Genomic DNA, 16858 nt, shown 5'->3' on the forward strand with positions numbered 1-16858 from the left:
GAGGTCTGCCCTCACCGGTCCGGATAGCCCCACGCCCGCGCGATCTCCGCCAGGCGCGGGGAGAGCGGAGCCTCCGGACCGGCCTCGCGGGCGCGCTGGATGCGCCCCGACTTGATGGTGCTGGACCAGTCCCCGAGCTGGGGGCGGAAGGTGCCGTGGTCCTGGCTGCCGTAGTCGAGCATGCCGGGCTCCCAGGGCACGTCCAGGTGGTCGCACAGGCCCCGCGTCACCTTCTCCGGCTCGGCGGTGAGCTCCTCGTACTTGATCATGTGGACGGGGAGGCTCTGCCGGGCCTCCTCCAGCTTCTCGCTGTACCGCGACACCTCGGCGCGGATGGCCTCGGGGTCCGGGTCCGTGCGCCGGTGGGTCAGCGAGGTGATGACCGCGCCCGGGTGGCGCAGCAGCAGGATGTACCGGGCGTTCGGCCAGCAGCGGTTCAGCCGCGGCCAGATGAGGGTGTTCGGCGGGGTCTTGTCGACGATGATCTCCTTGCCGCTGCGGGTGAGTTCGAGGTGCAGCAGCCGGTCCCACAGCACATGCTCGATCTCGGTCCGGTCGAGTTCGAGCGCCTTCATGGCGTCGGCGGTGAAGTCGCGGGCGAAACGGGCGTGCACGGTGCGCAGATGCATCTCGTGCGGGGCCCGGATACGGCTGTGGCTGTTCAGCAGGACCCTCAGCAGGGTCGAGCCGGACCGCACGGAGGACAGGACGAACACCGGCGACTCCACCAGGCGCGGGGCGCGCGGGGCCTCGTACGCCTCGGCCCCGTCGGTCGGGCGGGGCGAGGGCACGGCACCGAGCCCGCGGCGCGGCGGGCTCACCGCCTGGACCATCAGCCTGCCGCGGCGCCTGAGCCCCTTGCCGATCGCGGACATACGCGGGTCTCCCACGTTGACACCCTCCTGCTCACTGCTCCTGGTGCTCCCGCATCACAGGGGCGGCAGGCGAACCGAAAGTGTCGGGAAGGGAACGAGCGGGGGACGCGGCGGGATCGCGGCGGGTCGTGCACCCGCCGCGACCAGGTGTTTCTCCGCTTCCTTAATTGTTGATGGGAAGCGTTCACTCCGGTTCGTTCCGGTGCCGGTTCACTTCAGATAGGCGAGTCCCGGGTGCACCGCGGTGTAGCCGTCGACCAGCCTGCGGGCCACGTTCACGGAGTCGACGAGCGGATGCAGCGCGAAGGCCTTCACCGCGGTCCTGCGGGAGCCCGACTCGGCGGCGGCGAGGACCTCCCGCTCGACGGCCTTCACCGCGCACACCAGTGCGGTGGCGTGGCCGGGCAGCGGATCGACGGAGAAGGGATGCGCCCCGTTGCCGTCGACGAGGCAGGGCACCTCGATGACGGCCTCGGGGTCGAGGACCGGCAGGGTGCGCCCGTTGCGGACGTTGAGGATCAGGGTCGCGCGCTCGTCGCGGGCGATGGCCCGCATGAGGGCGAGGGCGACCTTCTCGTAGCCTCCGGACAGGTCGTCGGCCTCGCGCTCGCCGGCGCCCGCCGCCTCCCGGTTCTCCGCCATGTAGGTGGCCTCGCGCTCGTTGCGGGTGCGCTCCCAGGTCCGCAGCGCCCCGGCGTCCGGGCGCCGCATCTCGTCGTAGAAGCGGGCCTGCTGGTCGCGCAGGAAGGCGCCGCGGGTGCGCTCGGCCTCCTGGTAGGCGCGTACGGTCTCCCGGTTGAAGTAGTAGTAGTGCAGGTACTCGTTGGGGATCGCGCCCAGCGACTGGAGCCACTCCGCGCCGAAGAGCCGGCCCTCCTCGAAGGTACCGAGCAGTCCGGTGTCCGCGAGCAGGCGCGGGAGTTCGTCGCGGCCCGCGACGCGCAGGCCCCGTACCCAGCCGAGGTGGTTGAGTCCGACGTAGTCGATCCACGCCTCGCGCGGGTCGGCGACGCCGAGCACGCGGGCGATACGGCGGCCGAGGCCGACCGGCGAGTCGCAGATGCCGATCACCCGGTCGCCGAGGTGGCGGGACATCGCCTCGGTGACCAGGCCGGCCGGGTTGGTGAAGTTGATGACCCAGGCGTCGGGGGCGAGCCGGGCGACCCGCCGGGCGATGCCGTCGGCGACGGGCACGGTGCGCAGGCCGTACGCGATCCCGCCCGCGCCCACCGTCTCCTGCCCGAGGACGCCCTCCGCGAGGGCCACCCGCTCGTCGTCCGCCCGCCCTTGGAGGCCCCCGACGCGGATCGCGGAGAAGACGAAGCCGGCGCCGCGCAGGGCCTCGTCGAGGTCGGTGGTGGCGCTCACCCCGGGCGCGTCGGGGACCCCCGCGGCCTGCTCGGCCAGGACCCGGGTCATGGCGGACAGCCGTCCGGCGTCCAGGTCGTGCAGCACGACCCGGGTGACCCGGCCCTCGCCGCGGTCCCCGAGGAGCGCCCCGTACACGAGCGGCACCCGGAATCCGCCGCCGCCCAGAATCGTCAGCTTCACGCCGTCACTTCCCGCCTTCGCCGTCCTGATCACCTTCCCCGAAGCTACCCGCACGCCGTCCGGAAGCCGCCGGAAGCCGCTCGACGGACGGTCGCGCCGCCGATCATCGGGCAGTCATCCGCCCCACGCCGGGTCTTCAGGGCGTCTTCATCCCGGAGACCTGGGGTCACGGCATTCTCCGGCAGGTGAACGACGGCGACGGAGGGCCGGCCGGATGCGTCGGCTGCCGCCGTGGACGACCACTGGCACCTCCGACTCCCGAGACCGCCAACTCCCGCGACCACCGACTCCCGAGAGCGCCAACTCCCGCGACCAATGACCACTGGCCACTGAGCACTCCGAGGAACGCACCGACCATGTCCGACCGGCAGTTGCCCGCCTGGGCCGACCCTTCCGTCTCCCCCTCGGCCCTCGACCCGCAGGGCCTCTCCCGTCGCGGGCTCCTGCGCCGCGTGGGCCTCTTCGGCGCCGCCTTCGCCGCCGGATCGCTCGCGGTGCCCTCGGTGGCCGCCGCCGGCTCCCGGCGCCCGGGCGGCGAGGACCCCCGCCTCGCCTACCTCGTCGGCGACCACCACGTCCACACCGTCTACAGCCACGACGCCAAGTACACGTTCTCCCAGCTCGCCCGGGCGGGAGCCGAGTACGGCCTGGACTGGATGGTGTTCACCGAGCACTCCAACGCCGGGCACGCCGCTCACGGAGCCCGGCTGGAGCGCGCGGAGATCCTCAGGGCCCGGGCCGAGAACCCGCGCCAGCTGATCTTCCAGGGGCTGGAGTGGTACATCCCGGGCGCCGAACACGGCACGGTCTTCGTGGCGCCGGGGCGCAACGAGGCGGAACTGCTCACGCGGTTCGAGCTCGCCTACGACGGCAAGCTGCTGGGCCACGACAAGGGCGGCGCCGCCGACACCGCCACCGCGCGCAACGAGGCGCACGCCGTGGCGGCCCTCAAGTGGCTGGCGCGGCAGCGTCGTTCGGGGTACATCGACGACGTGCTCGTCCTCGCCAACCATCCGCTGCGCCTCGGCATCGACTCCCCGCACGAGATGCGCGCATGGCGCGACGCCGCTCCCGGCATCATGATCGGCATGGAGGGCGCGCCCGGTGCGCAGGGCGCCGCCCTCCCCGGCCTGCGCGGGGCGGCCTCGATCCGCGGCGAGTACGAGAACAAGCCGTCCGCGCAGTCCTGGCCCGGTTATCCGGCGGCCGCGTACCTCACGTACGGCGGCTTCGACTGGGCGACGGCGACCGTCGGCGGGCTGTGGGACTCCCTGCTCGCCGAGGGCAGGCTGTTCTCGGTCACCACCAACTCCGACGCCCACCGCATCGTCCACGACACCTGGCGGAACGGCGACTGGGCGCCCGGCCAGAACTTCGACGACACCGGCAGGCTCCCCGACCCGGTGAACACCGACACGCCGCAGCCCGGCAGCGACTTCTGGCCCGGCCAGTTCAGCCGCACCCACGTCGGCGTCACCCGGCACGGCCACCGGGCGGTGATGGCGGGCCTGCGCGCGGGCCGCGTCTGGCTCGACCACGGGCATCTGCTCGACGGGCTCGAGGTGCGCCTGAAGCGGGACCGCGACCACGGACGGGGCGTGACGCTCGGCGGGCGGCTGCGCGTCCGCGAGGGCGACCGGCTCACGCTGTCCGTCACCGTGACGTCCGCCTCACGCCCGAACCCCCACGGCGTCCTGCCCGAGCTGGCCCACGTGGACGTCATCCGGGGCGCGGTGCGCGGTCCCGTCGCCGACCGGGACGCGTGGCGGGCGCCCGACACCAGGGTCGTCCACACCAGGGACGTGAGCGGCCGGAAGGGCACGTACACCCTGCGCGTCCCGCTCACCGCCGGGGACGGGTCCTTCTACGTCCGCCTGCGCGGCAGTGACGGCAAGCGGAACGGCGCGGGGCACCTGGGGGCCGCGATCGACCCGCACGGCCCGGTCCCGCACGAGCCGGGCGACGGCGACCCGTGGGAGGACACGTGGTTCTACTCCAACCCGGTGTTCGTGGACGTGGTGGGCGCATGAGCATGCGGTGAGGGTGCGGGACCCTGTCGTCGAAACGGCCCTCAAGCGTTTCCTTCGGGGGTCCCGTACCGCCTGCGCACCTGGGTCTTCAGGAGCTTGCCGGAGGCGGTCCGCGGGAGTTCGCCGGTGATCACGAGCGACTTGGGGATCTTGTACTTGGCGAGCCGTCCGACCAGCGAGGCGAGCACCTCGTCGGGGTCCAGCTCGGCGCCCTGGCGAGGCACCACGACCGCGCGCGGTACCTCGCCCCACGCGGCGTCGGGGACACCGATCACCGCGCACTCCGCGATGTCGGGGTGGGCGAGGAGCCGGTCCTCGATCTCGGCGGGGTAGACGTTCTCGCCACCGGAGATGATCATGTCCTTGATCCGGTCGACGATGTGGGCGTGGCCGTCCTCGTCGACCCGGGCGGCGTCCCCGGTGCGGAACCAGCCGTCGGTGAAGGCCGCCGCCGTCTCGTCCGGCAGCCCCCAGTACCCCGACATCACGGCCGGCCCGCGCACCAGCACCTCACCCGTCCCGCCGGGGCCGACCGGGGTGAGGTCCGGCCCGGCGACCGTCACGTCGGCGAAGAAGTGCGGGACGCCCGCCGAGCCCGCCTTGCTCACGGAAGTCTCGCCGTCGAGGAAGAGGACACCGAGCGCCTCCGTCGTCCCGTAGCCCTGGAGGAAGGTCAGACCGCGGGCCAGATACGTCTCGATCAGCGGCGTCGGGACCGGGGCGCCGCCGCAGCTGAGCATGCGCAGGCTGGACAGGTCCGCCGCCGCCCAGCGGGGGTGCCGGGCGATCCGCTCGAACATGGCGGGTACGCCGAACATGTAGGTGATCCGGTGGCGTGCGACGAGGTCGAGGGTCTCGCCGGGGTCGAACGCCTCGACGAGGACGCAGGTGCCGCCCTTGAGCAGCACCGGCAAGGTGAGCACGGTCAGTCCGGCGATGTGGAACAACGGGGCGGAGACCAGGGCCTGTTCGTCGGCGTGGAGGTCCTTGTCGATCAGGAAGTTGACCGCGTTCCAGGTGACGTTGGCGTGGCTGAGCATCGCGCCCTTGGGGCGGCCGGTCGTCCCCGAGGTGTAGAGGATGAGGCAGGTGTCGTCGGCGGCGACGGGCTCGTCGATCGGCTCGTGCGCGGCCCCGGCGACCGCCGCGTCGTACCCGGCCCCGACCTGGAGGTACGTACGGACATCCGGGTCGCCCGGCAGCCCGGCGACGAGCCCGGCGTGGGACGGGCCGTACACGAGGGTCCCGGCGCCGGAGTCGGCGAGCTGGTGGGCGATCTCGGGGCCGGCGAGACGGGTGTTGAGCGGGACGAAGATCGCGCCGAGCGTGCCCGCCGCGAACAGCGTCTCCAGGAAGGAGGGGTGGTTGGGTCCGAGGTAGGCGATGCGGTCACCGCGACGCACTCCCCGCGCGCGCAGGGCATGCGCGAGGCGGGTGGTGCGCTCGTACAGCTCGGCGTAGCCGACCGTGCTGTCGCCGTGCACCAGGGCGGTGCGGTGCGGGGTCTTGCGGGCCCTGCGGGCGGGCCAGGAACCCAGTCCCTCGTTGCGCATGTACGGCCCCCTGAGGTGGCGTCCACGGACGGGACCAGGGTGACAGCTCGTCACCGCCGATGCCACGTACGCGTAGAGGTGAGGTGAGCGCACCTCCTGGGGCGCTGGTCCCCGGCCGCCCTCCTACTGGACCCGAACGGGCACCTGGGCCGTGTACGTCACCGCCGCCTCCCCGTGCGTGGCGGTGCCCCGGCCGGTCAGCCGGCCCTCCTTCGCCCCCGGCGCGGGCGTGACCCTCCAGCGTGCGGCGAGCGTGCCACCCGCGGGGAGGCGGTGCGCGGTCACCGGGTCGAGCGACCGCACCCGCCCGTGGGCGGGCGCCTTCAGGGTGATCCGGGCGTCGGTCCAGGGGCGGGAGGAGCCGTTGGCGAGGGCGGCGGTCACGAGGAAGCCCTCACTCTCCTCGGTCACTTCGAGGGTGACGCCGAACGGCTCGCGCTCGTACGTCTCGGCCCAGGAGTCGCGCATCAGGCGCACCAGGGCGTCGGCCTGCGCGGGCCGCGCGGCGGCGAGGTCGTCCCGCTCGCCGGGGTCCCTGGCGAGGTCGTACAGCTCCACCTCCCACTTCTCGTCGGGCACCCGCCGGTCCCGGCCCGGCGCGAAGCGGACCGCCTTCCAGTCGCCCCGCCGCACCGCCTCGGCCAGGCGCCGCCCCCGGCCGCCGTCGACGGCGTCTGCGCGCGGGGTGACCCCGCTGTGGTTGCGGTAGAAGTACAGGTGGTCGTGGCGGGGGGTGTGGGCGGCGCCGGTGCCGCCGCGCAGCAGGGGGACGATCGAGAGCCCGTCGATGTCCGACGGTGCGGGGGCGCCCGCCAGGTCGGCGAGCGTCGGCAGCAGGTCGGTCAGCGGGGTCGGCCGGTCGGTGGTGCCGGCCGGGACCCGCCGCGGCGACCAGGCGACGAGCGGCACCCGGATGCCGCCCTCGTACAGGTTGCGCTTGTGGCCGCGCAACGGGCCGGCTCCGTCGAAGAGGCCGGGGTCGGTGCCGCCCTCCTCGTGCGGGCCGTTGTCGCTGGTGACGAGGACGAGGGTGTGTTCGGCGAGGCCCAGGTCGGTGAGCCGGTCGACGATGCCGCCGACGAGCGTGTCGAAGAGGCCGACCTGGGCCGCGTGGGCCTTGTCCGCGTCGCTCCAGTCCCGGTCCGCGTACGCGCCGGCGTCCGGGGTGCGGCTGGGGGCGTGCGGCACGGTGGGCGCGAGGTACAGCAGGAACGGCTCGTCCTTGTGCGCGTCGACGAAGGCGAGCGCGCGCTGTTCGATGAGGTCGGGCGCGTAGACCTCGCGGGCGCCCGCGCGGTTCTCGGGGATCTCCTGCCGGGTGCCGTTCTCCCAGAGGTACTCCGGGTGGTAGTCGTGGGCGTGGCGGTGCTGGATGTAGCCGTAGAACGTCTCGAACCCGCGGGCGTTGGGGTGGCTCGGCTGGTCCGGTTCGTCGGGTCCGAAGCCCCACTTGCCGATGAGGCCGGTGCGGTAGCCGCGGGCCCGTAGTACTTCCGCGAAGGTGAGGTCCCGGTCGGTGAGGCGGCCCTGGCCCCCGGGGCCCCACGGGTTCTCGCGCACGGCCGCGTGGCCGCTGTGCAGTCCGGTGAGCAGGGAGCAGCGCGAGGGGGCGCAGACCGGGGCGGTGGAGTACGCGTCGGTGAACCGCAGGCCTTCGTCGGCCAGCCGGTCGATGCGGGGCGTGCTGATCAGCTGCTGGCCGTAGGAGCCCAGTTCGCCGTGGCCGAGGTCGTCCGCGAGGACCACCACGAAGTTGAGCGGCTGCCCGGCCGGCCGGGCGGCGGGGACGACCGGGGCGGAGGGCCGGCCGGCCGGTGTCGCCGGGGCCGGTCCCGCGGCCTTCTCACCCGCGGAGCCCGCGGAACACCCGGCCGCCGTCCCGGTCATGCCGAGGGCGCCGGACCCGGCGAGAAAACGACGGCGGCTGGACATACGGGCTCCTGTGGCGGACGGCGGTGGGTCGTGCACCGACGGCGGGCGGCACACGGCGGACGGGACCACGCTCCCGACATGAACACCTTGTTGCAGGTCGCGGGAGCGCACGGAGCATCCGGGAGCGTCATGGGACATCGGGAGACTCGGGAGGATCCCGGGCGGCTGAGGGCGGCACCCGACGGTTGAGAGGGGAACCCCCGGCTCTGGTTCCATCGGACGAAGTGATCTTGTCATCCGGTCGGGGCGGCGGTCGGACGCCCCCTGCGCCACGCCTTCGACGTCTGAACTCGCCCCTCCCGCAGAGACTTTCACTGCTTCACCTCTTGACGGCCGGTGTGTCCGAGAGCACATTGAGCCCGCAGTGCTCTCTGAGAGCGCTCTCAGACGTGTTCCCCCACCCCCGACACGAAGAGGTACTCATGAGACGAACCCTCGGACCGTCCCCGCGCCGGCCCCTGCGCCGCGCACTGCTCGCCGTCGTCAGCGCGCTGAGCCTCGCGGCGGCCGGGGCGTCGGTCGCCGAGGCGTCGGCGCCCGCTCCGCCGTCCGGCTGGACGCAGGTCTTCGTCGACGACTTCAACGGCGCCGCCGGAACCGGCGTCAACACCGCCAACTGGCAGTACGCGACCGGCACCGGCTACCCCGGCGGGCCCACGGGCTGGGGCACCGGCGAGATCGAGACGATGACCAGCAGCACCAGCAACGTCGCGCTCGACGGCAACGGCAACCTCCGCATCACCCCGCGGCGCGACGCCGCCGGCAACTGGACCTCCGGCCGTATCGAGACCGTCCGCTCGGACTTCCAGCCGCCGGCGGGCGGCAAGCTGCGCATCGAGTCCCGCATCCAGCTGCCGAACGTGACGGGCGCGGCCGCCCGCGGCTACTGGCCGGCGTTCTGGGCGCTGGGCGCGCCCTACCGGGGCAACTACTGGAACTGGCCGAGCGTGGGCGAGCTCGACATCATGGAGAACGCCAACGGCCTCAACACCGTCCACGCCACGATGCACTGCGGCACCAGCCCGGGCGGCCCCTGCAACGAGACGTCCGGCATCGGCAGCTCCACCACCTGCCAGGGCACCACGTGCCAGGGCGGCTTCCACACGTACCGGCTGGAGTGGGACCGCTCGACGAGCGTGGAGGAGATCCGCTTCTACCTCGACGGCAACAACTTCCACACGGTGCGGGCGAACCAGGTCGACGCGACGACCTGGCGCAACGCCACCGACCACGGGTTCTTCGTCATCCTGAACGTGGCGATGGGCGGCGGTTTCGTGGACGCCTTCGGCGGCGGACCGGACGCGGCCACGGTGCCCGGCCACTCGATGGTCGTCGACTACGTCCAGGTGCTGTCGGCCGGTGGGAGCGGTACCACGCCCCCGACGGGCAACCGTGACGCGTACGGCACCATCCAGGCCGAGTCGTACGACGGCCAGAGCGGGACGACGACCGAGGCCACCACCGACAGTGGCGGCGGGCAGAACATCGGCGCCCTCGCGAACGGCGACTGGGCGCTCTACAAGGGCGTGAACTTCGGTTCCACCGCGGCGCGCCAGTTCAGCGCACGGGTCGCGAGCGGCGCCGGCGCAGGGGTGAGCGGACTGGTCGAGGTGCGCCTCGACAGCCGGACGAGCGCGCCGGTCGGCAGCTTCGCCGTGGGGAACACGGGCGGCTGGCAGTCCTGGCGGACGATCCCCGCGAACATCAGCGGCGTCACGGGCACCCATGACGTCTACCTCACCTTCACGAGCGGCCAGCCGCAGGACTTCGTGAACGTGAACTGGTTCGGCTTCGGACACTGAGGACACCGAGCCGCCCCCGACAGGGCGAAAGCGGGCTCCCACGCGCGTGGGGGCCCGCTTTTCCCGTACCGCGCACCCTTCAGCGCAGCTCCGCCCGGAACGCCACGGGCGTGACCCCGGTGTGCAGGTGGAAGAACTTGGAGAAGTTGGCCGGGTCGGGGAAGCCGACCGCCACGCCGACCCGGCCGATCGGCAGGTCCGTGTGCGCCAGCAGCCGCTTGGCCTCCAGGATCACCCGTTTGTCGATGAAGCCCTTCGGGGTCTCGCCCGTCGCGGCGCGGACGGCGCGGACCAGGGTGCGGCGGGAGTAGCCCAGCGCGTCGGCGTAGGCGCTGACGCTGTGGTTGGTGGGGAAGCCGCGCTCGACGGCGTCCCGGAAACGGGTGAACGTCGTGTCCGCCTGCCGCCGCCCGGCCTCCGCCGAGCTGGCCGCGAGGTGCGCGAGACGGAGCAGGAAGGCGCTCAGGGAGTGCCGCAGCACCGCGGCGTGCAGGCTGAGCGGGAGCGTCTCGGTGTCGGTGTACTCGCGCTCCAACTGCTCCAGGGAGCCGGTCAGGCCCGCCAGCTGCGCGGGGCCGGGGCGCAGCAGCGGGGGCAGATCGTACCGGTAGAGGCCGGTCGCCTCCACCGTGGCGCGGGGCAGGAAGCCGGGCTGCATGGTCAGTACCGTCCCGCGGTACCCGGACCTGCGCGAGAAGCGGTGCACCTGCCCGGGACGGACCCACAGCAGGTCGCCGGCCGAGGCCTGGTACTCGGCGAAGTCGATCATGTGAGTCACGGGGCCGCCGGTGAACAACATCACCACATGGAAGTCGATGCGGTGCACCCGGTCCAGGGGTGCGCCGGTGTGCCAGGGGTACTCCGGTGCCATCGGACTGATCTGCATCCCGACGCCGGCGCGGCTGCTGCCCACCGGGAAGGCGAACGTCTTGATGCCTTCTCGATCCGGGTGGCCGCCGCTGTCGTCCTCCACGCAGCCACTCCGGGTGGTTCTGTCCGTCATGTCCCTCTCGCGTCGGCTCGGTCCGCCCCGGGAGCGCTCCCCGGTGTCCCACTTTCACCGAAGGCTGACACAGGGAGACCTTCCGCGCCAAAAGTCAGACTTTTAGTTTTGAACACGTCAGAGCTGTTCCCCTGCTCCTACCGAGGACTTCTTGAAGATGAGCACGCACACATCTGACCGTCTCGAGTGGACCGACCTCGACCGGCGTGCCGTCGACACGGCCCGTGTTCTCGCGGCCGACGCCGTGCAGAAGGTCGGCAACGGCCATCCGGGCACGGCGATGAGCCTCGCGCCGGCCGCGTACACGCTGTTTCAGAAGGTGATGCGGCACGATCCGGCCGATCCGGAGTGGACGGGCCGTGACCGCTTCGTCCTCTCCCCCGGGCACACCTCCCTGACCCTCTACACCCAGCTCTTCCTCGCCGGGTACGAGCTGGAGCTGGACGACCTCAAGGCGTTCCGCACCCAGGGGTCGAAGACGCCCGGCCACCCGGAGTACGGGCACACGGCCGGGGTGGAGACCACGACGGGCCCGCTGGGGCAGGGTGCGGCGAACGCCGTGGGCATGGCGATGGCCGCCCGCTACGAGCGCGGTCTGTTCGACCCGGAGGCCGCCGAGGGCGCGTCCCCGTTCGACCACATGGTCTGGGCGATCGTCTCGGACGGCGACCTGGAGGAGGGCATCTCCGCCGAGGCCTCCTCCCTCGCGGGCCACCAGAAGCTCGGCAACCTGGTCTTCCTCTACGACGACAACCACATCTCCATCGAGGGCGACACCGCCACCGCCTTCTCCGAGGACGTGCTGAAGCGCTACGAGGCGTACGGCTGGCACGTACAGCGGATCGAGCCCGCCGGGAACGGCGACATCGATGTCCACGCCCTGTACGCGGCGCTCCGGGCGGCGCAGGCCGAGACGGCCCGCCCCTCGATCATCGCGATGCGCACGATCATCGCCTGGCCGGCCCCGCACGCGCAGAACACCGAGGCGTCGCACGGTTCGGCGCTGGGCGAGGAGGAGGTCGCGGCCACCAAGCGTGTCCTGGGCTTCGACCCGGAGAAGCACTTCGAGGTCTCCGACGAGGTCCTCGCCCACACCCGCAAGGCCCTCGACCGGGGCGCCGAGGCGCACGCCGCCTGGGACAAGCGGATCCACGAGTGGCGCGGCGCCCAGCCGGAGCGCGCACAGCTGTTCGACCGGATCGTCGCCGGTCAGCTGCCCGAGGGCTGGGAGAAGCACCTCCCGGTCTTCGAGGAGGGCAAGGCGGTGGCCACCCGGGCCGCGTCCGGCAAGGTCCTCCAGGCGCTCGGCGCGGTGATCCCCGAGCTGTGGGGCGGCTCGGCCGACCTCGCCGGCTCCAACAACACCACGATCGACAAGACGAGCTCCTTCCTCCCGAAGGGCAACCCGCTGCCGGGGGCCGACCCCTACGGCCGTACGGTCCACTTCGGCATCCGCGAGCACGCCATGGCCGCCGCCATGAACGGCATCGCGCTGCACGGCAACACCCGCATCTACGGCGGCACCTTCCTGGTGTTCTCCGACTACATGCGCAACACCGTCCGGCTCTCCGCGCTGATGCAGCTCCCGGTGACGTACGTGTGGACGCACGACTCCATCGGCCTCGGCGAGGACGGCCCCACCCACCAGCCCGTCGAGCACCTGGCCTCCCTCCGCGCCATCCCGGGCCTGAACGTGGTCCGCCCGGCCGACGCCAACGAGACCGCCGTCGCCTGGGCCGAGATCCTCCGCCGCCACGCCACGCACCCGGCCCCGCACGGACTGGCCCTCACCCGGCAGGGCGTGCCCACGTACGAGCCGAACCCGGACGCCGCGAAGGGCGGGTACGTGCTGAAGGAGGCCTCCATCAACATCCCGGAGGTCATCCTGATCGCCACCGGCTCCGAGGTGCAGCTCGCCGTGGCCGCGCGGGAGCAGCTGGAGGCCGGGGGCGTGCCCACGCGCGTGGTGTCGATGCCGTCCGTGGAGTGGTTCGAGGAGCAGCCCCTCGCCTACCGGGAGAGCGTGCTGCCGCCGTCCGTGAAGGCCCGCGTGGCGGTCGAGGCGGGGATCGCCCTGACCTGGTACCGGTACGTCGGTGAGCACGGACGCATCGTCTCCCTGGAACACTTCGGCGCCTCCGCCGACGCCAAGACCTTGTTCACCGAGTACGGCTTCACCCCCGAGAACGTCGTCGCCGCCGCCCGGACCGCGCTCGCCGCGGTCACGGACACCGCGGCCGACCGCGGTTGATGCGAGCCCCTGAAGAAAGATGATCACTGTGACTGATACGACCGCAACGCCGACCGCGGCCGCGGAACCGCTGAAGCGCCTCTCCGACGAAGGCGTCTCCATCTGGCTGGACGACCTCTCGCGCGAGCGCATCACCTCCGGCAACCTCGCCTCGCTCGTCGAGAAGAGCCACGTGGTGGGCGTCACCACCAACCCGTCCATCTTCCAGGCCGCCATCGGCTCGGGCGAGGGGTACGAGGCGCAGCTCGCCGAGCTGGCGGTGCGCGGGGTGACGGTCGACGAAGCCGTACGGATGATGACCACCGCCGACGTACGGGCCGCCGCCGACGTCCTGCGCCCGGTGTACGACGCCACCGGGGGCCGTGACGGCCGGGTCTCCATCGAGGTCGACCCGCGTCTCGCGCACGACACGGCCGCCACGATCGCCGAGGCCAAGCAGCTGGCCTGGCTGGTGGACCGCCCCAACGTCATGATCAAGATCCCGGCGACCCGGGCCGGCCTCCCGGCGATCACCGAGGTCATCGGCCTCGGCATCAGCGTCAACGTCACGCTGATCTTCTCGCTGGAGCGCTACCGCGAGGTCATGGACGCCTACCTCGCGGGCCTGGAGAAGGCGCAGGCGGCCGGGCACGACCTCGCCTCGATCCACTCCGTCGCCTCCTTCTTCGTCTCCCGCGTCGACTCCGAGATCGACAAGCGGCTGACGCGGCTCGGCACCGACGAGGCCCTCTCCCTCAAGGGCCGCGCCGCCCTCGCCAACGCCCGGCTCGCCTACGCGGCGTACGAGGAGGTCTTCGCCGCCGACCGCTGGACCGCGCTCGCCCCGTCCGGCGCCCACAAGCAGCGCCCGCTGTGGGCCTCCACGGGCGTGAAGGACCCGGCGTACAAGTCCACGCTGTACGTGGACGAGCTCGTCGCCCCCGGCACCGTCAACACCATGCCGGAGGCCACCCTCCTCGCCACCGCCGAGCGCGGCGAGATCACCGGCGACACGGTGACCGGCGGCTACGCCCAGGCGCGCGCCGACCTGGCGGCCGTCGAGGCGCTCGGGATCTCGTACGACGAGGTCGTCAAGCGGCTGGAGGACGAGGGCGTGGCCAAGTTCGAGGCCGCCTGGCAGGAGCTGCTGGCCGCGGTCGAGAAGTCCCTGGACCGCAAGGGAGCGGACGCGTGATGAGCACCTCCGACACCACCTCCGACTGGACCAACCCACTGCGCGACGCGCGCGACCGCCGGCTGCCGCGCATCGCCGGACCCTCGGGTCTCGTCATCTTCGGTGTGACCGGTGACCTGTCCCGCAAGAAGCTGATGCCGGCCGTGTACGACCTGGCCAACCGCGGGCTGCTCCCGCCGGGCTTCTCCCTCGTCGGGTTCGCCCGGCGGGAGTGGGAGGACCAGGACTTCGCGCAGGTGGTGCATGACGCGGTGCGCGAGCACTCCCGCACCGAGTTCCGCGAGGAGGTCTGGCAGCAGCTCGCCGAGGGCATGCGGTTCATCCCGGGCGACTTCGACGACGACACGGCGTTCGAGCAGCTGCGCGAGGCCGTCGAGGAGCTGGACGCCTCCCGCGGCACGGGCGGCAACTTCGCCTTCTACCTGTCCGTACCGCCGAAGTTCTTCCCCAAGGTCGTCCAGCAGCTGAAGAAGCACGGCCTGGCGGACGCACCGGAGGACGGCTGGCGGCGCGCGGTCATCGAGAAGCCGTTCGGCCACGACCTGACGAGCGCGCGTGAGCTGAACGCGATCGTGCACGAGGTGTTCGACCCGGAGCAGGTGTTCCGAATCGACCACTACCTCGGCAAGGAGACCGTCCAGAACATCCTGGCGCTGCGCTTCGCCAACTCGATGTACGAGCCGATCTGGAACCGGTCCTACGTCGACCACGTCCAGATCACGATGGCCGAGGACATCGGCATCGGCGGCCGCGCCGGCTACTACGACGGCATCGGCGCCGCCCGCGACGTCATCCAGAACCACCTCCTCCAGCTCCTCGCGCTCACCGCGATGGAGGAGCCCATCGCCTTCGACGCCGAGTCGCTGCTCACCGAGAAGCTCAAGGTCCTGAAGTCGGTGAAGCTGCCGGAGGACCTCGGCGAGCACACGGTGCGCGGACAGTACGCGGCCGGCTGGCAGGGCGGCGCCAAGGTGCGCGGATACCTGGAGGAGGAGGGCATCGACCCTCACTCCAAGACCGACACCTACGCGGCGATCAAGCTGGAGGTCGACAACCGCCGCTGGGCGGGCGTCCCCTTCTACCTGCGCGCCGGCAAGCGGCTGGGCCGCCGGGTGACGGAGATCGCGGTGGTTTTCCAGCGCGCCCCGCACTCCCCCTTCGACTCCACCGCGACCGAGGAGCTCGGCGCCAACGCGATGGTCATCCGCGTCCAGCCGGACGAGGGCATGACCGTGCGCTTCGGCTCCAAGGTGCCGGGTACCTCGATGGAGATCCGGGACGTGTCCATGGACTTCGCCTACGGCGAGTCGTTCACCGAGTCCAGCCCGGAGGCGTACGAACGTCTGATCCTGGATGTGCTGCTCGGTGACGCCAACCTGTTCCCCCGCCATCAGGAGGTGGAGGAGTCCTGGAAGATCCTCGACCCGATCGAGGAGTACTGGGACCAGCACGGCACGCCCGCGCAGTACGCCTCGGGCTCCTGGGGCCCGAAGGAAGCCGACGAGATGCTCGCACGAGACGGACGGAGCTGGCGCAGGCCATGAGGATCGACCTGACCGACACCACGGCAAGCAAGATCAACAAGGCGCTCGTACAGGGCCGCCGCGCCATCGGCACCCCCGCCGTGGGCATGGTGCTGACGATGGTCGTCGTCACCGACGAGGAGAACGCGTACGACTCGCTCAGGGCCGCCGAGGAGGCCTCGCACGAGCACCCCTCGCGCACCCTGGTCGTCATCAAGCGGCACGCCCGCGGCCCCCGCGACCGCACGCAGTCCCGGCTGGACGCCGAGGTCCGCGTGGGCTCCGAGGCGGGCACCGGCGAGACCGTCGTCCTGCGGCTGTACGGCGAGGTGTGCAACCACGCCGGCTCGGTGGTCCTGCCGCTGCTGCTCCCCGACGCCCCGGTCGTCGTCTGGTGGCCGGTGGACGCGCCGGAGGTGCCCGCGCAGGACCCGCTCGGCGCCCTCGCCCAGCGCCGCATCACCGACATGTACGCCGTGGAGAACCCCCTCGCGGCACTGGAGCAGCGGGCGAAGTCCTACGCCCCCGGCGACACCGACCTGGCGTGGACACGGCTCACCCCGTGGCGCTCCATGCTGGCCGCGGCCCTGGACCAGGCCCGGGCGACGGTGACCTCGGCCGCCGTCGAGAGCGAGGCGGAGAACCCGAGCGCCGAACTGCTGTCCCGCTGGCTGGAGGCACGGCTGGGCGTGCAGGTCGAGCGGGTCGTCACCGGCGGACCCGTCGTCACCGGCGTCCGGCTCGGCACCGCGAACGGCGAGATCGTCATCGACCGCCCCGAGGGCCCCCTCGCCACGCTCACCCTGCCGGACCAGCCCGCGCGCACCCTCGCTCTGAAGGTGCGCTCCACCTCCGAACTGATCGCCGAGGAACTGCGCCGCCTCGACGCGGACGAGATGTACTGCGTCGCCCTGCGCGGCGAGCCCAACGAGGAGATCGCTTCCCATGACTGACACCCCCAGGCTCGACCAGCGCCCCGAGTGGACCGCGCTGAAGGACCACCGCGCGCACGCGCTGCGCGACCCGGATCTGCGGGAGCTGTTCGCCGCCGACCCCTCCCGCGCGGAGCGGTACGTGGCACACGTCGGTGACCTGCGCATCGACTACTCCAAGAACCTGATCACCGACGAGACCCTCGCCCTGCTGCGGGAACTGGCCGCCGCC

11 protein-coding genes and 1 pseudogene are annotated in these 16858 nt (G+C 72.3%); 7 read left to right on the top strand and 5 right to left on the bottom strand.

All coding sequences use genetic code 11. The features are described 5' to 3' along the window. Positions 1–11: 11 nt before the first annotated feature. Entirely contained in the window at positions 12–875 is an 864-nt protein-coding gene (locus IE242_RS33915; RefSeq protein WP_189866352.1) for a sulfotransferase family protein, read from the bottom strand. Positions 876–1085: 210 nt separating this feature from the next. Then, on the bottom strand, positions 1086–2426 hold the full coding sequence (locus IE242_RS33920; RefSeq protein WP_189866310.1) for a 6-phospho-beta-glucosidase: 1341 nt from the start codon (positions 2424–2426) through the stop codon (positions 1086–1088). A gap of 356 nt (positions 2427–2782) precedes the next feature. Here IE242_RS33920 and IE242_RS33925 point away from each other — a divergent pair, with 356 nt between their 5' ends. Continuing rightward, positions 2783–4456 (top strand): PHP domain-containing protein, encoded by a 1674-nt coding sequence (locus IE242_RS33925; RefSeq protein ID WP_189866312.1) that lies wholly within the window; start codon positions 2783–2785, stop codon positions 4454–4456. A 41-nt stretch (positions 4457–4497) separates the two neighbouring features. On the opposite strand, the gene IE242_RS33930 is transcribed toward IE242_RS33925, so the two are convergent. Together IE242_RS33930 and IE242_RS33935 are read right to left on the bottom strand one after the other, a co-directional pair. Beyond that, the gene (locus IE242_RS33930; RefSeq protein ID WP_189866314.1) at positions 4498–6009 is read right to left on the bottom strand and encodes an acyl-CoA synthetase; all 1512 of its coding nucleotides are present in this window, start codon (positions 6007–6009) and stop codon (positions 4498–4500) included. Positions 6010–6132: 123 nt separating this feature from the next. Beyond that, positions 6133–7941, bottom strand: a complete 1809-nt coding sequence (locus tag IE242_RS33935) for a sulfatase-like hydrolase/transferase (protein WP_189866315.1) — start codon at positions 7939–7941, stop codon at positions 6133–6135. Positions 7942–8363: 422 nt separating this feature from the next. On the opposite strand from IE242_RS33935, the gene IE242_RS33940 reads away from it, so the two are divergent. Then, positions 8364–9743: a glycoside hydrolase family 16 protein gene (locus IE242_RS33940; RefSeq protein ID WP_189866317.1), complete on the top strand. Its 1380-nt coding sequence runs from the start codon at positions 8364–8366 to the stop codon at positions 9741–9743. A 79-nt stretch (positions 9744–9822) separates the two neighbouring features. Here the strand turns inward: IE242_RS33940 and IE242_RS33945 are convergent, their stop codons facing one another. Continuing rightward, on the bottom strand, positions 9823–10746 hold the full coding sequence (locus IE242_RS33945) for a helix-turn-helix domain-containing protein (protein ID WP_189866319.1): 924 nt from the start codon (positions 10744–10746) through the stop codon (positions 9823–9825). Positions 10747–10903: 157 nt separating this feature from the next. On the opposite strand from IE242_RS33945, the gene tkt reads away from it, so the two are divergent. From tkt to IE242_RS33970, 5 genes and pseudogenes are all read left to right on the top strand, one after another. Then, positions 10904–12997, top strand: a complete 2094-nt coding sequence (gene tkt / locus IE242_RS33950) for a transketolase (RefSeq protein WP_189866321.1) — start codon at positions 10904–10906, stop codon at positions 12995–12997. Positions 12998–13016: 19 nt separating this feature from the next. After that, positions 13017–14171 (top strand): transaldolase, encoded by a 1155-nt coding sequence (tal, locus tag IE242_RS33955; protein ID WP_189866323.1) that lies wholly within the window; start codon positions 13017–13019, stop codon positions 14169–14171. After that, positions 14171–15715, top strand: a complete 1545-nt coding sequence (gene zwf / locus IE242_RS33960; RefSeq protein ID WP_189866325.1) for a glucose-6-phosphate dehydrogenase — start codon at positions 14171–14173, stop codon at positions 15713–15715. Before tal ends, zwf begins: the two co-directional genes overlap by 1 nt. Continuing rightward, positions 15712–16647: a glucose-6-phosphate dehydrogenase assembly protein OpcA gene (gene opcA, locus IE242_RS33965; RefSeq protein WP_189866327.1), complete on the top strand. Its 936-nt coding sequence runs from the start codon at positions 15712–15714 to the stop codon at positions 16645–16647. Before zwf ends, opcA begins: the two co-directional genes overlap by 4 nt. After that, a pseudogene (locus IE242_RS33970) lies at positions 16640–16858 on the top strand (glucose-6-phosphate isomerase); the annotation flags it as partial. The gene opcA and the pseudogene IE242_RS33970, both read left to right, overlap by 8 nt.

This window comes from Streptomyces poonensis (assembly GCF_014650915.1).
In the GTDB taxonomy this organism is placed as follows: Bacteria; Actinomycetota; Actinomycetes; order Streptomycetales; family Streptomycetaceae; genus Streptomyces; species Streptomyces poonensis.

Bases quoted from the DNA above. Each gene is read 5' to 3' on its own strand.
- IE242_RS33925 (WP_189866312.1), top strand. From the start codon at position 2,783: ATGTCCGACCGGCAGTTGCCCGCCTGGGCCGACCCTTCCGTCTCCCCC.
- zwf (WP_189866325.1), top strand. From the start codon at position 14,171: ATGAGCACCTCCGACACCACCTCCGACTGGACCAACCCACTGCGCGAC.
- IE242_RS33945 (WP_189866319.1), bottom strand. From the start codon at position 10,746: ATGACGGACAGAACCACCCGGAGTGGCTGCGTGGAGGACGACAGCGGC.
- opcA (WP_189866327.1), top strand. From the start codon at position 15,712: ATGAGGATCGACCTGACCGACACCACGGCAAGCAAGATCAACAAGGCG.
- IE242_RS33930 (WP_189866314.1), bottom strand. From the start codon at position 6,009: ATGCGCAACGAGGGACTGGGTTCCTGGCCCGCCCGCAGGGCCCGCAAG.
- tal (WP_189866323.1), top strand. From the start codon at position 13,017: ATGATCACTGTGACTGATACGACCGCAACGCCGACCGCGGCCGCGGAA.
- tkt (WP_189866321.1), top strand. From the start codon at position 10,904: ATGAGCACGCACACATCTGACCGTCTCGAGTGGACCGACCTCGACCGG.
- IE242_RS33935 (WP_189866315.1), bottom strand. From the start codon at position 7,941: ATGTCCAGCCGCCGTCGTTTTCTCGCCGGGTCCGGCGCCCTCGGCATG.
- IE242_RS33915 (WP_189866352.1), bottom strand. From the start codon at position 875: ATGTCCGCGATCGGCAAGGGGCTCAGGCGCCGCGGCAGGCTGATGGTC.
- IE242_RS33940 (WP_189866317.1), top strand. From the start codon at position 8,364: ATGAGACGAACCCTCGGACCGTCCCCGCGCCGGCCCCTGCGCCGCGCA.